Annotated in this window: 20 protein-coding genes; 3 read left to right on the top strand and 17 right to left on the bottom strand. The window is 63.3% G+C overall.

Annotated features, from left to right (window positions below; all coding sequences use genetic code 11):
• Positions 1 to 19 precede the first annotated feature (19 nt).
• Together KU306_RS03130 and KU306_RS03125 are read right to left on the bottom strand one after the other, a co-directional pair.
• Positions 20 to 724, bottom strand: a complete 705-nt coding sequence (locus tag KU306_RS03130; protein WP_007541651.1) for a PIG-L deacetylase family protein — start codon at positions 722 to 724, stop codon at positions 20 to 22.
• Between the two features lie 48 nt (positions 725 to 772).
• Positions 773 to 1,999: an aminotransferase class V-fold PLP-dependent enzyme gene (locus tag KU306_RS03125; RefSeq protein ID WP_007541653.1), complete on the bottom strand. Its 1,227-nt coding sequence runs from the start codon at positions 1,997 to 1,999 to the stop codon at positions 773 to 775.
• Between the two features lie 168 nt (positions 2,000 to 2,167).
• On the opposite strand from KU306_RS03125, the gene KU306_RS03120 reads away from it, so the two are divergent.
• Positions 2,168 to 3,298, top strand: a complete 1,131-nt coding sequence (locus tag KU306_RS03120; protein WP_007541656.1) for an ABC transporter ATP-binding protein — start codon at positions 2,168 to 2,170, stop codon at positions 3,296 to 3,298.
• A 581-nt stretch (positions 3,299 to 3,879) separates the two neighbouring features.
• Positions 3,880 to 4,533: a potassium channel family protein gene (locus KU306_RS03115; RefSeq protein ID WP_007541658.1), complete on the top strand. Its 654-nt coding sequence runs from the start codon at positions 3,880 to 3,882 to the stop codon at positions 4,531 to 4,533.
• A 283-nt stretch (positions 4,534 to 4,816) separates the two neighbouring features.
• On the opposite strand, the gene KU306_RS03110 is transcribed toward KU306_RS03115, so the two are convergent.
• The 3 genes from KU306_RS03110 to KU306_RS03100 are packed head-to-tail and all read right to left on the bottom strand — an operon-like array spanning position 4,817 to position 7,338.
• The gene (locus KU306_RS03110; protein WP_258302846.1) at positions 4,817 to 5,590 is read right to left on the bottom strand and encodes an ABC transporter ATP-binding protein; all 774 of its coding nucleotides are present in this window, start codon (positions 5,588 to 5,590) and stop codon (positions 4,817 to 4,819) included.
• Positions 5,587 to 6,279, bottom strand: a complete 693-nt coding sequence (locus tag KU306_RS03105) for an ABC transporter permease (RefSeq protein ID WP_258302845.1) — start codon at positions 6,277 to 6,279, stop codon at positions 5,587 to 5,589. Before KU306_RS03105 ends, KU306_RS03110 begins: the two co-directional genes overlap by 4 nt.
• A gap of 24 nt (positions 6,280 to 6,303) precedes the next feature.
• Positions 6,304 to 7,338 carry an ABC transporter substrate-binding protein gene (locus KU306_RS03100; protein ID WP_258302844.1) on the bottom strand — a complete coding sequence of 345 codons (1,035 nt, stop codon included), beginning with the start codon at positions 7,336 to 7,338 and terminating at the stop codon, positions 6,304 to 6,306.
• Positions 7,339 to 7,569: 231 nt separating this feature from the next.
• On the opposite strand from KU306_RS03100, the gene KU306_RS03095 reads away from it, so the two are divergent.
• The gene (locus KU306_RS03095; protein ID WP_007541667.1) at positions 7,570 to 8,046 is read left to right on the top strand and encodes a PIN domain-containing protein; all 477 of its coding nucleotides are present in this window, start codon (positions 7,570 to 7,572) and stop codon (positions 8,044 to 8,046) included.
• A gap of 81 nt (positions 8,047 to 8,127) precedes the next feature.
• Here KU306_RS03095 and KU306_RS03090 read toward each other — a convergent pair whose 3' ends face one another.
• The 12 genes from KU306_RS03090 to KU306_RS03035 all read right to left on the bottom strand — a co-directional run bounded on the left by KU306_RS03090 (position 8,128) and on the right by KU306_RS03035 (position 16,533).
• The gene (locus KU306_RS03090) at positions 8,128 to 8,922 is read right to left on the bottom strand and encodes an SDR family NAD(P)-dependent oxidoreductase (RefSeq protein WP_258302843.1); all 795 of its coding nucleotides are present in this window, start codon (positions 8,920 to 8,922) and stop codon (positions 8,128 to 8,130) included.
• A 41-nt stretch (positions 8,923 to 8,963) separates the two neighbouring features.
• The gene (locus tag KU306_RS03085; protein WP_258302842.1) at positions 8,964 to 9,347 is read right to left on the bottom strand and encodes an ACT domain-containing protein; all 384 of its coding nucleotides are present in this window, start codon (positions 9,345 to 9,347) and stop codon (positions 8,964 to 8,966) included.
• Positions 9,348 to 9,441: 94 nt separating this feature from the next.
• A complete protein-coding gene (locus KU306_RS03080) occupies positions 9,442 to 10,080 on the bottom strand; it encodes a non-canonical purine NTP pyrophosphatase (protein ID WP_074793170.1) in 639 nt (212 codons plus the stop codon).
• A gap of 52 nt (positions 10,081 to 10,132) precedes the next feature.
• Complete coding sequence (locus tag KU306_RS03075; RefSeq protein WP_007541674.1) at positions 10,133 to 10,408, bottom strand: DUF5808 domain-containing protein; 276 nt, start codon at positions 10,406 to 10,408, stop codon at positions 10,133 to 10,135.
• 132 nt (positions 10,409 to 10,540) lie between these two features.
• Positions 10,541 to 12,199 (bottom strand): bifunctional N(6)-L-threonylcarbamoyladenine synthase/serine/threonine protein kinase, encoded by a 1,659-nt coding sequence (locus KU306_RS03070; RefSeq protein ID WP_258302841.1) that lies wholly within the window; start codon positions 12,197 to 12,199, stop codon positions 10,541 to 10,543.
• A 36-nt stretch (positions 12,200 to 12,235) separates the two neighbouring features.
• Positions 12,236 to 12,541 carry a 30S ribosomal protein S24e gene (locus KU306_RS03065; protein ID WP_004059326.1) on the bottom strand — a complete coding sequence of 102 codons (306 nt, stop codon included), beginning with the start codon at positions 12,539 to 12,541 and terminating at the stop codon, positions 12,236 to 12,238.
• A 69-nt stretch (positions 12,542 to 12,610) separates the two neighbouring features.
• On the bottom strand, positions 12,611 to 13,150 hold the full coding sequence (locus tag KU306_RS03060; RefSeq protein ID WP_258302840.1) for a GTP-dependent dephospho-CoA kinase family protein: 540 nt from the start codon (positions 13,148 to 13,150) through the stop codon (positions 12,611 to 12,613).
• A gap of 1 nt (position 13,151) precedes the next feature.
• Positions 13,152 to 13,349 carry a transcription elongation factor subunit Spt4 gene (gene spt4 / locus KU306_RS03055; protein WP_007541684.1) on the bottom strand — a complete coding sequence of 66 codons (198 nt, stop codon included), beginning with the start codon at positions 13,347 to 13,349 and terminating at the stop codon, positions 13,152 to 13,154.
• Entirely contained in the window at positions 13,349 to 13,921 is a 573-nt protein-coding gene (locus KU306_RS03050) for a DNA-directed RNA polymerase (RefSeq protein WP_007541686.1), read from the bottom strand. The genes spt4 and KU306_RS03050 overlap by 1 nt, the downstream gene beginning before the upstream one ends.
• Positions 13,922 to 13,928: 7 nt before the next feature.
• Complete coding sequence (locus KU306_RS03045) at positions 13,929 to 14,297, bottom strand: PIN domain-containing protein (protein WP_258302839.1); 369 nt, start codon at positions 14,295 to 14,297, stop codon at positions 13,929 to 13,931.
• A 22-nt stretch (positions 14,298 to 14,319) separates the two neighbouring features.
• Positions 14,320 to 15,549, bottom strand: a complete 1,230-nt coding sequence (locus KU306_RS03040; RefSeq protein WP_258303421.1) for a translation initiation factor IF-2 subunit gamma — start codon at positions 15,547 to 15,549, stop codon at positions 14,320 to 14,322.
• A gap of 174 nt (positions 15,550 to 15,723) precedes the next feature.
• Positions 15,724 to 16,533: a DUF6517 family protein gene (locus KU306_RS03035; RefSeq protein ID WP_007541693.1), complete on the bottom strand. Its 810-nt coding sequence runs from the start codon at positions 16,531 to 16,533 to the stop codon at positions 15,724 to 15,726.
• Positions 16,534 to 16,678 lie beyond the last annotated feature (145 nt).

The raw sequence follows: 16,678 nt of genomic DNA, 5'->3' as shown, positions 1-16,678 counted from the left end.
TGAGGAAATGCTCCAAAACTCAGTGGAGGTAGTTCTGTGCCTGTTCGTGAAGCGGGGCGAACCCTTCGGCGGCCTTACAGCCGACTCGCTTGCCGAGCGTCATTCCTTCGGCGCGGAGGCTATCGACTAGGTTGTCGAATTCGGCGTCGATACCGCCGTGTTCGACGAGGAAGTCGACTTGCGACTCGTGTTGTTCGAGCGCCTCGATTTTCGCATCGAGATACCCGGAGACGTCGACGAACGTCTCGGGTTCGAACGACGAGGTCGGCTTTCCGAAGTAGTAGATGTTGTCGGGGTCGCACGGTTCGTAGTCGGTCTCGGCGAGCGGGAGCGACGCCATGTAGTACGCGTCGGTCACGAGGCGGGCGGTCGCCTGATGGTCCGGGTGCAAGTCGTCCTGGAAGTGCGTGAGGACGATATCGGGGTCGTGCTTTCGGAGCGTATCGACGAGGACGAACCGGTCTTCGAGCGAGTACTCGATACGGCCGTCTTTGAATCCGAGGAACTCGACTTCGTCGACGCCGAGGACCTCGCCGGCGGCGCGCGACTCCTCGGTTCTGACCGCCGCGACGTCTTCTTCGGTGTCGCTTCCGAGCCCGCCGTACTCGCCGCGGGTCATGTGGGCGACCGTGACGTGGTCGCCGCGTTCGGCGTGCTTTGCGAGCGTTCCGCCACAGAAAATTGCAGCGTCGTCTGGATGTGCGACTATTGCTAACACGTTCATCGCGATTGTCAGTGCGTCGAACTGATTAAAATAAGTTACTCTCCGCCGTCAGTTCTCGACGTTGGCGACGATTCTGTCGACGACGTAGTCGGCCTCCTCGTCGGTCAGACACATGGGGTTCGCGACGACGATGCCTTCGTCGAGTCTGTCACTACCGAGGTAGACGCGCGGGTTCTCTGCGCGGAGGCGTCGGACGAGTTCGAGTGCGGTCGTCTCCGAAGAACTGTCGACGTCGACGACGACTTCGGGGGCGACGCTGACGTCGCTGCCGCCCGTGACGTGTGTCCCGAAGCCAGCGTCTTCGAGACTGTGTGCGATGTCGTCGGCGCGACGCTGCCACTCACTCTGTGTCTCGGTCTGTTCTTCTTCGAGGAAGGCGTCGAGTGCGTAGATGAGGCCAGCGAGCTCCTCCTTTCCGACCTTCATCGGGCGGCCGATTCCCTGCCGAGGCACGCCAGCGAAGTTGTCGAGGTCGACGAGTCGCTCCGGCGGCGACCACGCCGCTTCGGCGACGTGCATGTCGAGGTGCTGCATGGCAATCGACTCGATGTACTCCTGTTTGCCGGCGATGATTCCCGTCGTCTGCGGGCCGCGGATTCCCTTCCCACCGCTGAAGACCACCATGTCGGCACCCTGGTCGATGAAGCGAGAGAAGTTCGACCGCGGCGGAAGTTCGGCGGCGGCATCGACGATGACCGGGATGTCGTGGTCGTGGGCGATGTCGGCGACGACATCGAGCGGCGGTTCGGTGTAGGACTTCTCGATGTAGGCGATAGCCGCCGTCTCGTCGGTGATGTTCGATTCGAGTTCCCACGGTTCGACGCTCGTCGACCCGGTTCCGAGATGTAGGTCGTTGGTCCCGACGTCGACGATGGTCGCACCTGCGGTCCGAAGCGCGTGGTCGTAGCCGGTCCTGTGCGTTCGGGGCATCAGAATCTCGCCCGGCAGCCCCTCGGTATCGGGGAGTTGCTCCATCGCCGCGACGTCATGTCCGGCGATTGCCGCAGCGGCGCAGAGACACAACCCGGCCGCAGCCCCGCTGGTGACGTATCCGGCTTCAGCACCAGTCACCTCCGCGATTCGGTCCGACGCCGCGGCCTGCAAGTCCCCTAACTCGACGAAGGCCGACGCGGCACTGTGCATCGCTTCGAGGGCTTCGTCTCTGATGAGGCTCCCGCCGATTCGTGTCTTCGTCCCGGCCGCGTTGACCACTGTCGGGACGTCCAACTCTCCGTAGATGGAGTCGGTGTGACTCCGGTAACGTTGCTCTGTCATTGTGGCTCACTGGAAACGAACGAGTCGTTAGTGACTCCAGATACTCTGCTGTGTCATCTGCCCGGCACATAAACATTCGCTTCGCCTCAACGACGGCGACATTTCGACGACTGTGGGTAGTGATGACAAAGCATTATATAGTTTGAATCTAAAGGTTGGGGAGAAAGCATGTCACAGTTAGAGCTGCGTAACCTCCGGAAGGAGTTCACCGGAGGTGGAGAGGATATCGTCGCGGTAGACGATGTCGATTTAACACTCGACGATGGCGAGTTTCTGGTGCTTGTCGGTCCGTCCGGGTGCGGCAAGTCGACGACCCTCAGAATGATAGCCGGGTTGGAGTCGGTCACTGCGGGTGACGTTATCATCGATGGGGAGTCGGTGCGGGAGTTAGAACCCCGCGAGCGCGACATCGCCATGGTGTTCCAAAATTACGCGTTGTATCCGCACATGACGACCCGAGAGAACATCGGGTTCGGCCTGAAGATGACGAGCGACCTCGACTCAGCCGAACGAAACCGGCAGGTCGAAAATGTCGCCGAATCGCTAGGAATCGAAGAACTGCTCGACGACTATCCGAAAGAGCTCTCGGGCGGGCAACAACAGCGCGTCGCGCTCGGCCGGGCAATCATCCGCGACCCCGAAGTGTTCCTGATGGACGAGCCGCTGTCGAATCTCGACGCGAAACTTCGGACGCAGATGCGAACCGAACTCAAAGCGCTCCAAGACGACCTCGGTGTCACGACCGTCTACGTCACCCACGACCAGACGGAGGCGATGACGATGGGCGACCGAATCGCCATCCTCAACCACGGCGAGTTACAGCAGGTCGGCACGCCGCTGGAGTGCTATCACCAGCCAGCAAACAAGTTCGTCGCCGGATTCATCGGCGCGCCCTCGATGAACTTCCTCGACGCATCGGTCGAAGGGAGTCGGCTCAGACACGCGCTTTTCGACTACGAACTTTCGAGTGCGACTGCCGACGTAGTCGATGGCCACGACCGAGTGACGATGGGTATTCGACCGGAGGACATTCGCGTCGTCGACGACGCGGACGTGGACAACCCAGTCGCTGCCGACGTCCACCTCGTCGAGCCGCTGGGAGACATCTCACACGTCACGCTGAACGTCGGCGAACAGCAGTTCACCGCCGTCGTTCCGGGTGGGCAGGCGTTCGAACGGGGCGAACACGTCACGCTCCAGTTCCCCGAGGACGACCTCCACCTGTTCGATGCGGACTCCGGCCAAGCGCTCAAAAACAGTTCGCAGTCGGCCGACGACGAACTCGCAATCCACGCCTGAGCATCCAGTTGCACACGACGGCCCGCGCGACGAGCACCGGTGTGTCTCGCTGAGTCGACAGACTCCGACACGGGGGCGATGAGTGTAACCACTCAGTTGTGGTTTCTAATCTCCGGCACCGTGAATAGTCAGAAAAAATTTTAGAAGAAGATATACTCAGAATTATGATGTTAGCAGAGAGGAACTGCCTATTTGAGTTCTAACGCCAGTTATAGCTTCTTATAGGCTGATATGGGGCGTCTCTGCTAACTGGAGGATGTATAGGGATACAATTCTTGACGAGAATCGAAAAACTCGCGGAGACTGTATCTAATCACTAAAATCGGCAAATTTGAGTAAACCATGGCTTCCACAGACCGCCTCGGATGCTACTTTGTATATATTATTTTTGACTGTATAGTATGAACTGATACTTTGGCAGTTTACTCTGCATTCTATTTGAAACGACACTCTTGTTTCTCTTAGGGGGCGGGGAGAGGGAAGAGGTTCGACACGTGTCACCTTCGCAGTCGACTCGAATCCGGCTGACACCAGTCGAACAAGGGGCCACCTTTTAGCCGTCTGGTGTGTATCGTATTATCATGAAGTTCGTTATCGTGGGGTATGGTCGCGTCGGAACACGAACCGCCCGTATCCTTCGGGAGGAAGGTCACGCCGTCACAGTCGTCGATAACGACGAGACGAAAGTCGACCGCGCTCTCGACGAGGGGTTCGACACCATCCTCGGCGACGGCGGTACAGAGAGTGTTCTGAAGCAGGCCGGAATCGAAGAGGCCGATGCGGTGGGTGGACTCACCGGCGACCCCAACATCAACTTCGCCGCGTGTATGCTCGGCAAGGAGTTCGGCTGCCGGACGGTCATGCGAATCAGCGAGGACTACAGACAGGAGATATACGAGCGCTACGCCGACGACGTAGACGAGATTATCTACCCCGAACGCCTCGGTGCCGCGGGTGCGAAAACCGCGCTCCTCGGGGGCGATTTCAACGCTCTCGGCGACCTGACCGACAAGTTGCGACTCGCGACGGTGACGGTCCCGGAGAACGCTCCAATCGTCGGCGAACACGTCGCGAGTATCGACCTCGGAGCCGACGGTCGAATCTACGCCCACGGCAGGAAGCGCGAACCGATGACCATTCCACTGCCCGGGACTGTCGTCGAACCCGGCGACCACCTGGCGCTGCTCACCGAGCGCGACGAACTCGAAAGCGTTCGGACGCGACTCCTCGGCTGAACGGGCCGACGGCTCTCCGTCTCGGTCGATTCTTTCTTTCGCAGAGAAACGGCGTCGTGGTGGCGACGCCGCGCGCCGTGCCGGGGGGTGCCAGAACGGTTTGGTGTGCCGGGCGCGCGGGTGGGAGGATGGGAACTGAGGCCGAATGTGCGCGCCCATCTGACGGATGTGTATCACCGACCATAAACTTACGTCAGACGGACGTTCTGGCTCCCTCTCCCGTACGTTTGTACGATGGCAACTCGCCGTCCCGTCGTGTAAAACCGCCCCTGAAAATAACGGGTCAGTAGACGAGTTTCCCCTCGACGAACTGCCGAACTCGGTCGTCGGATGGTGACTCGAACACGCGGTCTGTCGCCCCCGACTCGATGCAGGTCCCGTCGAGGAGAACCGCCGTCCGGTCCGAAACGCGCTGTGCCTGCTGCATGTCGTGTGTCGCCAACGCGACGGCGATACCGCGGTCGCGGGCGGCCCGCATCGCCGCCTCGATGACGGCGGTGTTCCGCGGGTCGAGGTTCGACGTCGGTTCGTCGAGGAGCAACACGTCCGGGTCGGGGGCGAGCGCGCGGGCGATGGCGACACGCTGTGCTTCGCCCGCCGACAGCGACCCGGCATCTCGGGACGCTTTGTCTGCCATCCCGACCGTCTCAAGCGCCGTGGTCACTGCCTCGTCGTAGTCGGCAGGTCCAAGCACCCCCGAGACTGCGTTGGCCACTCTCTCCTTCCACGACCGCCGGACGCGGAGTCCGTACGCCACGTTGTCGGCGACGCTCGCCGAGAACAGACTCCGGTTTTGAAACCCCATCCCGATTCGACGCCTGACTTCGAGTCGGCGCGCGTCCGACATCGACCACACGTCGTCGCCGTCGAACTCGACGACGCCGCTGTCGGGACGGTCGAACATCGCGAGGAGGCGAAAGAGCGTGGTCTTTCCCGTCCCCGAGGGGCCGACGACGGCGAGTATTTCGCCGGGTTCGACGCCGAGAGAGACATCTTCCAGAATCGCCCCGTTTTCGAACCCGTGGGTGATGTCGGCCGCGACGAGACCGTCTGTCATCGCCGCCCTCCACTCGGGGTTCGGTCGCGGAAGCGCGCCCCGAGTGCGTTGACCGCGAGCACGAGCGCCAACAGAATCCCGCCGAGAGCGATACCCGTCTCGATGTTTCCTTTTCGCGCCTCGACTGTGATAGCGGTCGTGAGCGTCCGCGTGAACGACGTGCCGTCCGAGAAGACGATGTTGCCGCCGACGATGAGAACTGACCCGACCTCGCTGATGGCGCGACCGTAGGCGGCGAGGAGCGCCGTCACGATGCCGTAGCGCGCCTCTCTGACGACGAGCAGAGCCACGTCGGTCGATGTCCCGCCGGAGGCGAACGCGGCGTCTCTGAGGTCCTGTGGGACCGACTGAATTGCAGAGAGCGCGACGCTCACCAGAACCGGCAGGGCGAGCACTGTCTGCGAGAGAATCATGGCCTCGGGCGTAAACAGCAGTTCGAACTCCCCGAGCGGCCCGGACCGCGAGAGTGCCAAGAGCACGAGCAGTCCGACGACGACGCTCGGAAAGCCCATCCCGGTCGAGATGATTGATGTGACGACCGTCTTTCCGCGGAAGTCGCGGAAGCTCACAGCCAACGCCATCGGGAGGCCGAGCGTGGCGCTGACGAGCACTGCCGCGGTGCTCACGTACAGCGAGACGAGTGTGATGCTCACCAGATACGTGAGGTTCAGGTCGCCGAGGCCGAACACGGGATACGGTGGGGTCGGACCGGACTAAAAGTCCTCGGGGACGCTCTCAGCGACCCACTGCTCGAACTGGGCATCCGAGACGGACGCCGAGGCGTTGCCACCGTCTTCGTATTCTTCGGGGACGTACTGGCCGAACTGCGGCGACTCGGACAGGGCGTTCGGGAAGAACAACTGCGAGCCGTCGACTGTGTACGAGTCGATGATGTCCTGTCCCTCGGGACTCGTCAGGAACCCCGCGTACGCCATCGCCAGCGAGTAGTTCACGTCGGGGTACTTCGCCGGGTTGACCGGGATGACGCCGTAGGGGTTCTTCAGAATCGTCGGCCCGCCCTTGAGTGGCCCTTGAACGAGGATTTCGAGGTCTATCTTACTCTTCGTCGCGAGGAACGTCCCGCGGTCAGAGAGCGTGTACGCGCCGGACTGGTCGGCCTGCACGAGCGTGTCGCCCATCCCTTTCCCGATTTCGCGGTACCATTTCCCCGCTGGGTCGACGCCCGAGGCGTCCCAGACGAGCAGTTCCTTCTTGTTCGTCCCCGAGTCGTCGCCGCGAGAGACGAACGTCGCCTTCGACTCCGCGATGGTAGCGAAGGCGTCAGCGGCGCTCTCCATCCCTTTGATTCCCGCTGGGTCGTCCGCCGGTCCGACCACGACGAAGTCGTTGAACATGACGTCGCGCCGGTTGACGCCGTAGCCCTCTTTCAAGAACTCGTCTTCTGCACCGCGGGCGTGGACGAGAATCACGTCGGCGTCGCCGTTTCGGGCCGTCTCGATTGCAGCACCCGTCCCCTGCGGGATGGTCTTGACTGTCGCGTCGAACTTCTCTTCGAACACCGGGTTGAGTTCGTCCAACAGCCCCGTGTCGTACGTGCTCGTCGTGGTCGCGAGCGTCAACTCCTGTTTCGACCCACTCGACCCACTCGACCCACTGCCGGATTCGGACTGGGAGCCACTCTCACCGTCTGCCGCCTGCGGAGGCTCCGCGTCTCCGGTACACCCACTGAGTCCGAGAATCGCACCGACACCGGCCGCCTGCAAGAAGCGCCGTCGCTGAATTGCCATGCAGTGTCGTGTGCTGAACAGAAATTAACTGTTTCCCAGCCGATGAAATCGCTTCACGTTTCATTTCTCGCCTTCTGTGACCGATTGTGTGAACTATCGGTTGCGTCGGTTTCTTCTCGGTCGCCGTCTTGGACTCGACTATGACGTGGGAGTCGCTTTTCGACCGTGCCGCTGATTCCGAGACGACAGAGAGCGATATCGCCGAGGCGCTTCGCGCCCGCCGAGAGGACGATGAGTGAGACCGACCCGTCTCCGACTCGCGTCGTCGCGGACGCCGACGTGCTCGCCGCTGACCTCCTCGTCGGCGGTGCCGCCCGTGACGCGCTCGACCATCTCCGGTCGCACTCGTGGATGACCCTCGTCGCCAGCCCGGCACTCCTCGACGACGCCGAGGCGGTCATCGCCAGCCTCGCCGACGAGGAACTGGCCGCAGACTGGCGCGCCAGAGTGGGCGAGTGGGCCGAACTCGTCGACCACCCCGAGGGCGACCAGCCTGCGCTCGCCGCCGCCTATCGAGGTGGCGCGATGCATCTTCTCACCTTCGACGAGACCCTTCAGTCTGCCACGGCTGGCGCAGCTTTGAGCGGCCGCTTCCCGGTGAGTATCCGCGAGCCACGGGCGTTCGCGACGCTCTTTGCTCCCGAAAGCCTGTACGCAGAAGTCGAATCCGGTGAGTATCCCGGTCCCGACCGCGACCCCCGAGCCTGACCGCGACTGCCGGGTCAGACCGACTTCGAGTCGGCGACGTGTCGCGTCAGCCGCCAGCTGTGAAAGAACACCGCGTTGCCCCTACGTGGGTCGCTGTGCGACCTTCACGATACGCCGAACCAGCCACCGAGGGAGGAACCGAACGAGGACCGACCCGAGCCAGTTTTGCGTGCCGGGGACGACGACAGCCTTCCCGGCGTTCATGCCGCGAATTCCCGCCTTCGCAACCTTCCGAGCGTCCATCACGCCACTTTCGAGGAGTCGAGAGTCTTCCATGTCGGCGCGCGACTGGAAGCCTGTCTCTGTCGGTCCGGGACACAGCGCCGTGACGGTCACGCCGGTCCCGCGGCACTCTTCGGCCAGCGCCTCGGAGAACGAGAGGACGTACGCCTTCGTCGCATAATAGACGGCCATCAGTGGACCGGGCTGGAAACTCGCGGTCGACCCGAGGTTGAGAATCTGCCCCGACTTGCGGTCGAGCATGCCCGGCAGAAACAGCTTCGTGAGTTGCGTCAGGGCCGTGACGTTCACCTCGATTTCGTCGACTTCGCGGTCGAGGTCGATGTCCACGAAGGGGCCGAACGTCGCGAACCCGGCGTTGTTGACCAGCACGTCAACCTCGATTTCGCGGTCACGCAGGGCCTCGAAAATCTCCCGTGGTGCGCCCCGCTCGGCGAGGTCTTTCACGAGGACGACGACTGCCGTTCCGTAGGCGTCGTTCACCTCGGCGGCGAGTTCGCGGAGGTCGGCCTCGCTTCTTGCGACGACGACGAGGTCGTGTCCGTCTGCGGCGAGGAGGTCGGCGAGTTCGCGTCCGATGCCGCCGGATGCACCGGTGACGAGTGCGACTGGGGCGTCGCGGTCGGGGAACGTCATGCCCTCTTTGACGTGCCCAATGGTAACAATTACTTGGGTGGCTACTGCTCGACCACACACCCCAGTGTTTCCAGTTTTCGCGTCGCCGCCGCGAGGTCGGCTTCTTTCACGAGCACGTGGTCAGTCGAGTACGACGACAGCGCGAATATCGAGACGTCTTCCTCGGCGAGGGCGGTTGCGACCGCCGCCAGAAACCCGACGAGTTCGAACGGCAGCACCATCTCGAAGGTGAGGCGCTTCCACCCGTGTTCGGCCTCGACGACGGTTGATTCGTCGATGGTTCCCGTCTCGGCTACCACCGTCGTCTCCGTCTCGTCTCGAATCGTCGCGAACGCACCGGGGTCGCGTCGCGTCGTCTTGTAGACGGTGTACGTCTCGTCCGAGACGGTGACTGTGCCGCCTTCGAAGAAGTCTGCGGGATTCATACCCGACTCTCGGTGTTCGCGTGTGTAAGGTTTGTCTCGCTATCGCTCGGCGTGCCACCGTCGGACGCGCTGCGCCCGACGAGATATCCTTCGCTTACTCCGTTCGCTCAGGATACCACGTCGCAAACTTCGCTAACGCCCGCCCGCGGTGCGAGATTCCGTTTTTCTCCGTCGCCGTCATCTCCGCGAACGTCGTTCCGTCGTGTTCGAAGATTGGGTCGTAGCCGAAGCCACCGTCGCCGCGAGGTGCGACGATTCGCCCGTTCACGACACCTGTAAAGAGCTTCACCGGCAGGGCTTCGGTCTCCTGTGCGTCCTGTTCGGCACCGCGGGCGGCCGCGACAGTTCGGTCGTCGCGGTCGATTGGGTCGGGGCTCGCTTCGAACTCCGCGCCGTCGCAGTACGCGAGCACACAGCGGAAGGAGGCGCGACGCGGCTCGTCGAGTTCCGCGGCGGCCAGTCGGTACACGGCTTCGACGCCCAGCGTGTCCTCGGCGTACGAGGAGTATGGGCCGGGGAAGCCGTCGAAGCCGTCGATAAAGAGTCCGGCGTCGTCCACGAGGACGGGTTCGCCGGCGTAGCGGTAGGCTTCGCGGGCACCGTGGGCCGCGATGGGGCCGAGTTCGGCCGCCTGAACCTCGGTGTAGTCGAAGTCCAGTTGGGTCACGTCGTCGTCGAGGTAGTCGAGGGCCTCGCGTACCTTGCCCTCGTTCGTAGTGACGTACCTGAGCATACCCGCTCATCTGCGGGCGGGGTGGGAAAAGTCGTCGGTGTTGCGCGCGCGATTAGTCGACGATGACTTCGACTGGGCCGTCGTCTTCCGCCGCTTCTTCTTTCTTTTTGCCCTTCTGTTGCTCGTTCCAGAGCAGACCACCGGCGACGAGGAGGACGACCCACGAGCGCCAGCTCGCGAGATTCAGCGTGTAGCCGATACCGAACGGTTTCTCGACGAGCATGCCCTCGCCGGGCTGCCAGTACGACGACAGCAGGCGGCCGACGCTCGGACGCTCGAAGTTGTACGGGATACCAAAGAGAGTTCCTCGTTGCGGTTTGTCTGCCATACGAGACGAATACGCTCGCGCCGGATAAATCGTTTTGCCCTTCCGACGTGTTTTGGTGCGGCGATTTCGACCCCAACAAATGAGGGATGGTAACACGATTCTGCGGGGCGGCGGTAAGGGACCAGTGACTCGCTACCGATACCGTCCGCGTGACTCCACCTGTCGGAGTCGAGAAAGAACCTCCGCGGAGCCGACTTCCTCGTAGCCCGCTTCGAGTGCGTCGAGGAGTGGTGCGGCGTCGTCGGTCGTCCCCTCGACGCTCTGTGCGAAGACGTGGAGGTCCATCGCGTGGTCTTCGACGTGCCCCGAGTGGAACCCGAGGCCGAAGTCGATGAGGTAGACGCGCGTGTTCCCGTCGGCGTCGGTACCGACGCGAACGTTCCGCGTCGTGGGGTCGCCGTGGACGATTCCCGCTTGATGCAGTCGAGCGAGATACTCGCCGACCGTTCGAACCGCGTCGGGGTCGAGTTGTTCCGCGAGGTCGGCTTCACCCACCTTCTGAAAGGTGATGACGCCCTCGACGGGGTCGATATCGCGGACGACTGGTGTTCGAACCCCGGCGCGGCGGGCATCGCTCGTCAGCCGTGCCTCGGCCTTGGTGCGCTCGCCGCGCAGTCGGTCGTCGAGTTTCGCGTGGCGGTAGGTCTTCGGGACGCGGCGTTTCACCACGTCGTCGGTGCTGATATCGACCGTCGCTTCCGCCCCGCGAATCGCACCGTCGTCGGTGTAGGCGCGCGCGACCGATTCGTCGTCGCCGCGCCACGTCACGTCGACTTGGTCCGGGCGGAAGTTCGGGTCGACCGAGGACTCGCTGATTGGGAGCGTGTCGCCCGCTTTGAGCATCCGCGCGCCGAGGACGGCAATCATCCCGGCGTTGTCGCCGAGGAACTGCGGGTCGGGGGCGTGGAACTTCGCGCCGCGCTGTTCGCACATCTCGGCGAGCATCTCCCGCAGGCGGGCGTTGTGGCCGACGCCGCCGCCGAGGACGAGTTCGTCCGTCCCCGTAAGCGAGAGCGCGCGCTCGGAGACTTCGGTCAGCATCGCGAAGATGGTCTCTTGGAGTCCGACGCAGATGTCGGAGACGGGTGTCCCGGCGTCTGCCTCTTCCTTCGCGGCGCTCATGATACCCGAGAAGGAGAAGTCCATCCCCTTGACGACGTACGGCAGGTCGACGTACTCGCCGTCTTTCGCCGCCTTCTCGACTTTCGGCCCGCCGGGGTGGGTCCAGCCGACGTGACGGGTGAACTTGTCGATGGCGTTGCCGACGCCGGTGTCCATCGTCTCGCCGAGGACGCGGTACCGACCGTTGTGGTAGCCGAGCAGGTGGGCGTTCGCGCCCGAGGCGTTCAGACAGACGGGCGATTCGAAGCCCGACTGGTAGCGCCCGATTTCGAGGTGAGCGACCATGTGGTTGACGCCGACGAGCGGCACGTCGAGTGTCTGCGCCACGGAGCGGGCGGCAGTCCCGACGATACGGAGACACGGCCCTAAGCCGGGGCCGCGCGAGAACGCGACACCGTCGACGATGGGGCCGTCGCCGTCGTGGCGCTCGGCGGCGTGCGCGAGCGCGGTGTCGACGACGCCGGGGATGGCGTTCGCCATGTGTTCGGCCGACTCGCGCGGGTGAATGCCGCCGCTGTCGGGCTGGTAGGGGTCAGATTCGATAAAGACGTGGTCGGAGGCGGGGTCCGGCGTGCGGTCGGTTCCGTGACCGAGTGCGGCGGGGTCGTCGGTTTCGAAAACCGCTGCGCTCGCGGCCCACGCTGTTCCTTCGATTCCGAGAATACGCATCGAGAGTTGGTCGAAAACGGCGATTCGAAACCGAGATTAGGCCTCTTCGGCCTCGGCTTCGGCGTCGGTAATCTTGTTCCGTTCGAGCATGTGCTCCTGTTCGACGTCGCGCGCGAACTCGGGGCTCTCGTAGACCTTGGCGTAGCCAGCGGTCTTGCGCATGCCGAACTTCGTGTCGAGTTCGTGGACGACGACTTCGTCGGAGTCCTTGTTCAGTTTGGCCGCGAGAGAGTCACGAACCGACAGCCGCGACGGCGTCGCTTCCTCGTGGACAATCTCGAATCGGACGTCCGTCCGATGCAACATGGGGTTCTCCTCCTCGGAGATGATTTCGATATCCATGGTTCAGTTACCAGTACATCCCCCCGAAGCAAGTAAAAGGATTTCGAAGGGAGAGGGAGAGACCGGTCCTCAGGCGTCGAGTGGCGCGAGGACGGCGTCGATATCACCCTCGAACTGGGTGAGGAGGTCCTGCATCTCGGTCTTCGCCGCGTCTGTGACCCGGATTCGGACCATTCCTTCGTCCGGTTGGCCGTAGACGACAGTCGAGTCCAGCGGCGCGGCGAGGACTGCGGGGAGGGTCGCGAGGTCTTCTTCGCCTTCAACCAAGAGCGTCGTCGGTTCGTCTGCGGCGAGCGCGTCGACGAGCGCATCGACGAGTGCGCGCGAAACCGTGCCCGGTTCGTTCGCGACTTCGACGAGTCGGCCCGTCTCGACGGCCCGGCGAATCTCCTCGTCGACCGCCTCGCGTTTCGTCTTTCCATCGACGACAGCGACATCCGGCGCTCGTCCTGCGCGTCGGAGGTGGTAGGTGACGACGTCGCCGACGGCGACGAGCGGTGTGTCTCGCTCCTCGCTGGCGGCGTCCGCGAGCAACTCCTCGGCCTCGGTGTAGACGGGGCCGAACGGCTCTTTGAACGCCGCGCGAAGTTCCGTCGGCAGGGTGAGCATCTTAGCGGACCTTGAGCGCGTATCCGCCGGGTTCGCTGACGTTCATCTCGTCGGCGATTTCGCTCTCTTCGGGGTGGGTGATGACGACGTAGCCCGCCCAGTCTTCGGTGAGGCTCGTCGACCCGCAGTTGTCGCAGGTCTGTGAGTCGGGGTCGTTGACGTAGTGGCACTCACGGCAGGCGAGACGCTTTCGCGCCATCAGTTACCCTCCGCCGACGCCTCGCTCTGCTGGCGCTTCGCTTCGAGCCAGCCGTGCTTGCCGAGCCCCGGCTGTTTCGCGGTGAGTCCAATCTTGGAGTCCCGCGGGTTGCGCTCGTCGATGCTCTTCGTGACGATACGGGCGCGCACCTCGTCGTCCACGGCGAGCGTCTGGTTGGACTCGGTGGAGGCGAGCTGCTGGTTCTCGCCGTCGTAGGCGAGGTATTCGTCGGAAATCTGCGAGACGTGGAGCAGGCCGTCCACCGGACCGATACCGATGAACGCACCGAACTCGACCACTTCGACGACGATGCCGTCGACGACTTCCTGCATGTCGGGGTCGTAGGTGATGGCGTCGAATTCGGCCTCGTAGTAGACGCCCGGCCGGTTGGGGAGTACGGTCCCCTCGCCGATGTCGTGGACGTTCACGACGCTCACGACGCTCCCGACGTCTTCGTCCATTCGTCCTTCCAGTTTGTCCTGCAACAGTCGCTTGACCCGCTCGGGCGTGACGTCGCCCAGGTGGCGTGGCGGGACTTCGACTGTGTCTTTGAGTCGTACCCGTTTGTACATAGTTTCGTTAAGGTTCCGTGATTGCCAGTGTGGCGTGCCCGCGGATACCGACGACGGGAATCCCGCAGTCGAGTATCCGGTCACGGAGGGGCTTGTCGTTCGTGACGACGTAGTCGATGTCGCCCGATTCGGCGAGTTCGACGACCGCGTCGTCGGCGTACGATTCCTCGGTTTCGACCGCTCGGCACCGAGTCGCCAGGTCCGCACCCACGCTCGCGGCGACGGCCTCGGTTCCCCCGCCCGTCGAGAGCTTCTCCAGCTCGCCGAGGACGGCCGTGGGGACCACGAGGTCCACGTCGGCCGAGAGTAACCGGTCGAGTTCGTCGAACACGCGAACGTCGAGTTCGACCGGCATCATGAGTGCGTTCGTGTCCATGACGACTACGGTGGCGCTCACGTCACTTGAGGGTCCCGATACCGATGAGACGCCAGCGCGCGCCGACACGGCGGTTGATGGCTATCTTCGCACCCTCGGCGGCGCAGACCGGCCGCTTGAGAGACACTTCGGCCTCGCCGGTCCGTGCACTCGTGACGGCACCAACGGTGGTCGCGGTGCCGACGGTGAGCATCAGCGGTTCACCGGTCGAAATCTCCTCGACGTCGTCTTGGTCGACGCCGACGACGCGGTCGAGCAGTTCGACGTCCATCGTGAACTCCTCGCGCGTCGGCGGGAGCGTCCCGGGCTCGCCTGCGAGTTGGCCCGCGAGGGCGTCACCCTTGGTCAGGCTGGGGTCGAGTCCGGTCCCGACACCACACAGCCCGCCGGGGCGAACTTCGTCGACCATGTTGCCGCCCGCCTGCAGCGAGCGAATCTCGGTCGTGATGGGTCGCCACTCGGTCTGGCCTTCCTCTTCGACCTCACGGCCGGGTCGGAGTTCGATTTCGTCGTCCGCTTCGAGCTTTCCGGCGACGACGCTGCCGCCGATGACGCCGCCCGAGAGGTCTTCCCACGTCGTTCCCGGACGGTTGATGTCGAAGCTCCGTGCGACGTACATCTGGCTGTCTTCGCTCTCGTCGCGCTCGGGCGTCGGAATCTCTTCCTCGATGGCCTCGATGAGGAGGTCGAGGTTGACCTCCTGCTGGGCGCTGACGGGAACGATTGGGGCGTCTTCGGCGACCGTGCCCTCCACGAACTCCTTGATTTGTTCGTAGTTGTCGATAGCGCGCTCGCGGTCGACGAGGTCGACCTTGTTCTGCGCGATGACGATGTTCTCGATGCCGATGATGTCGAGCGCCATCAGGTGCTCTGCAGTCTGCGCTTGCGGGACGTCTTCGGTCGCGCTCACGAGCAGAATGGCGCCGTCCATGATGGCGGCACCGGAGAGCATCGTCGCCATGAGCGTTTCGTGACCGGGCGCGTCCACGAACGAGACGGTACGGAGCACCTCTGTGTCTTCGCCGTCTTCGGTCGTCTCTTCGACCGTGTAGCATTCCGGCGGCTCTTCGCCGGGTGTCTTGCGGAACGTTGCGTCAGCGTATCCGAGGCGGATGGAGATGCCGCGTTTCATCTCCTCGGAGTGCTGGTCAGTCCACGAGCCGGACAACGCTTGAACGAGCGTCGTCTTGCCGTGGTCGACGTGACCGACGAGTCCGATGTTCACCTCCGGTTGTTGTGGGTTTTGCGTCACCATTGACCTCCTGAGAGTAATCTTGCGTGAACTTCGCCCCGAGCGCCTGATAAAGGTGCTGTTCTCGAAGCGGTCGCTCTGGGGCCACGTCGGGCGGTCACACGCGACGTGGGTGGTTCGGAGACGGCGTCGGAATGAAGTTCGAGCGCCTTCGGCAGCGGCGGGTTCGCGAGCTCACTCGGTCGCTTTGACCAACGCTTCGAGTTCCGCGCTGTAGTCCGCTGGCGTGAGACCGAGGTCCAGATTGACCGAGACCTCGATGGCTTCGGTCGGCGATTTCGTCACGTCGAGTGCGAGGTTCTCTCCGGGGTGTGCTCCGCCTGCGATGAGCAGGGAGCCGTCGTGTTCCCAGACCGCGAGCAGACCGGTGACGCCGAGCTTCCGACCTTCGATTTCGACGGATTTCTCGTCCGTCAGCGGGAAGTTGATTCCCTCGAACGGGAACGCTGCCGTGTAGTTCGTCACGTTCGCCGTCTCGCCCGTGTCGACTGTCAGTTCCGCGTCCGATGCCTGCTCGATGTCGACCAGCCCGGCCGATTCGAGCTGTGATTCGAACTGTGCTCGCGCCTGCTTTTCGACCTGTTCGACCACAGGCCCCATCGCCGCGTCGGGGATGTTGGCCAAACTGGGATCGAGCGTCACGCGGGACGCGAAGAACATCGAGAACTGCCCTTCGGCTTGTCCCAGCGTCTTTTCTTTCAACTCGGCGGCGAGCGCGGCGTCCTCGTAGACGAGCGTGTGGAACGCGGCGGAGACAGTCACCGGCCCGAAACTCTTCTCGAACGCCGGGTCCTGCGTCTGTTCGTCTATCTGCTTCCAGCCACCGTCGGCTAACTTCGATTCCGGCACCTTCGGCGGCCCTCGCGCGGCGGAGGCAGTCCCACTCGAACTGCATCCCGCCAGCCCGACCAGCCCTGCGCTGGCCGCTGCACCGAGGTACGTTCGTCGTTTGATTCGTTGGGTTGCGTCGTCCTGCCCGGACATTGGTCGGTGTTGCCCCGTCTTCGGTCAAATACTTTCGCCAACGTGACACTCACAAATTGTGACTTGTCTGTCGGGAAGCGACGCGGTGCGGGCCGTCGGACGCTCCCCGAGAGCGAGACTTTTTGCCTTCGACACCGCAGTGTCA

The sequence above is a fragment of the Haloferax larsenii genome (genome assembly GCF_024730625.1).
GTDB lineage: Archaea > Halobacteriota > Halobacteria > Halobacteriales > Haloferacaceae > Haloferax > Haloferax larsenii.
Note: the sequence above shows the minus strand (reverse complement) of the source record. Positions and strands in the feature narration are given on the sequence as shown.

What these genes read in the sequence shown, in the direction of transcription:
- KU306_RS03070 (WP_258302841.1), bottom strand. Translation starts at nt 12,199, where the DNA reads ATGCGTATTCTCGGAATCGAAGGAACAGCGTGGGCCGCGAGCGCAGCG.
- KU306_RS03115 (WP_007541658.1), top strand. Translation starts at nt 3,880, where the DNA reads ATGAAGTTCGTTATCGTGGGGTATGGTCGCGTCGGAACACGAACCGCC.
- KU306_RS03060 (WP_258302840.1), bottom strand. Translation starts at nt 13,150, where the DNA reads ATGCTCACCCTGCCGACGGAACTTCGCGCGGCGTTCAAAGAGCCGTTC.
- KU306_RS03110 (WP_258302846.1), bottom strand. Translation starts at nt 5,590, where the DNA reads ATGACAGACGGTCTCGTCGCGGCCGACATCACCCACGGGTTCGAAAAC.
- spt4 (WP_007541684.1), bottom strand. Translation starts at nt 13,349, where the DNA reads ATGGCGCGAAAGCGTCTCGCCTGCCGTGAGTGCCACTACGTCAACGAC.
- KU306_RS03080 (WP_074793170.1), bottom strand. Translation starts at nt 10,080, where the DNA reads ATGCTCAGGTACGTCACTACGAACGAGGGCAAGGTACGCGAGGCCCTC.
- KU306_RS03045 (WP_258302839.1), bottom strand. Translation starts at nt 14,297, where the DNA reads ATGGACACGAACGCACTCATGATGCCGGTCGAACTCGACGTTCGCGTG.
- KU306_RS03130 (WP_007541651.1), bottom strand. Translation starts at nt 724, where the DNA reads ATGAACGTGTTAGCAATAGTCGCACATCCAGACGACGCTGCAATTTTC.
- KU306_RS03090 (WP_258302843.1), bottom strand. Translation starts at nt 8,922, where the DNA reads ATGACGTTCCCCGACCGCGACGCCCCAGTCGCACTCGTCACCGGTGCA.
- KU306_RS03050 (WP_007541686.1), bottom strand. Translation starts at nt 13,921, where the DNA reads ATGTACAAACGGGTACGACTCAAAGACACAGTCGAAGTCCCGCCACGC.
- KU306_RS03065 (WP_004059326.1), bottom strand. Translation starts at nt 12,541, where the DNA reads ATGGATATCGAAATCATCTCCGAGGAGGAGAACCCCATGTTGCATCGG.
- KU306_RS03100 (WP_258302844.1), bottom strand. Translation starts at nt 7,338, where the DNA reads ATGGCAATTCAGCGACGGCGCTTCTTGCAGGCGGCCGGTGTCGGTGCG.
- KU306_RS03085 (WP_258302842.1), bottom strand. Translation starts at nt 9,347, where the DNA reads ATGAATCCCGCAGACTTCTTCGAAGGCGGCACAGTCACCGTCTCGGAC.
- KU306_RS03035 (WP_007541693.1), bottom strand. Translation starts at nt 16,533, where the DNA reads ATGTCCGGGCAGGACGACGCAACCCAACGAATCAAACGACGAACGTAC.
- KU306_RS03095 (WP_007541667.1), top strand. Translation starts at nt 7,570, where the DNA reads ATGAGTGAGACCGACCCGTCTCCGACTCGCGTCGTCGCGGACGCCGAC.
- KU306_RS03125 (WP_007541653.1), bottom strand. Translation starts at nt 1,999, where the DNA reads ATGACAGAGCAACGTTACCGGAGTCACACCGACTCCATCTACGGAGAG.
- KU306_RS03075 (WP_007541674.1), bottom strand. Translation starts at nt 10,408, where the DNA reads ATGGCAGACAAACCGCAACGAGGAACTCTCTTTGGTATCCCGTACAAC.
- KU306_RS03120 (WP_007541656.1), top strand. Translation starts at nt 2,168, where the DNA reads ATGTCACAGTTAGAGCTGCGTAACCTCCGGAAGGAGTTCACCGGAGGT.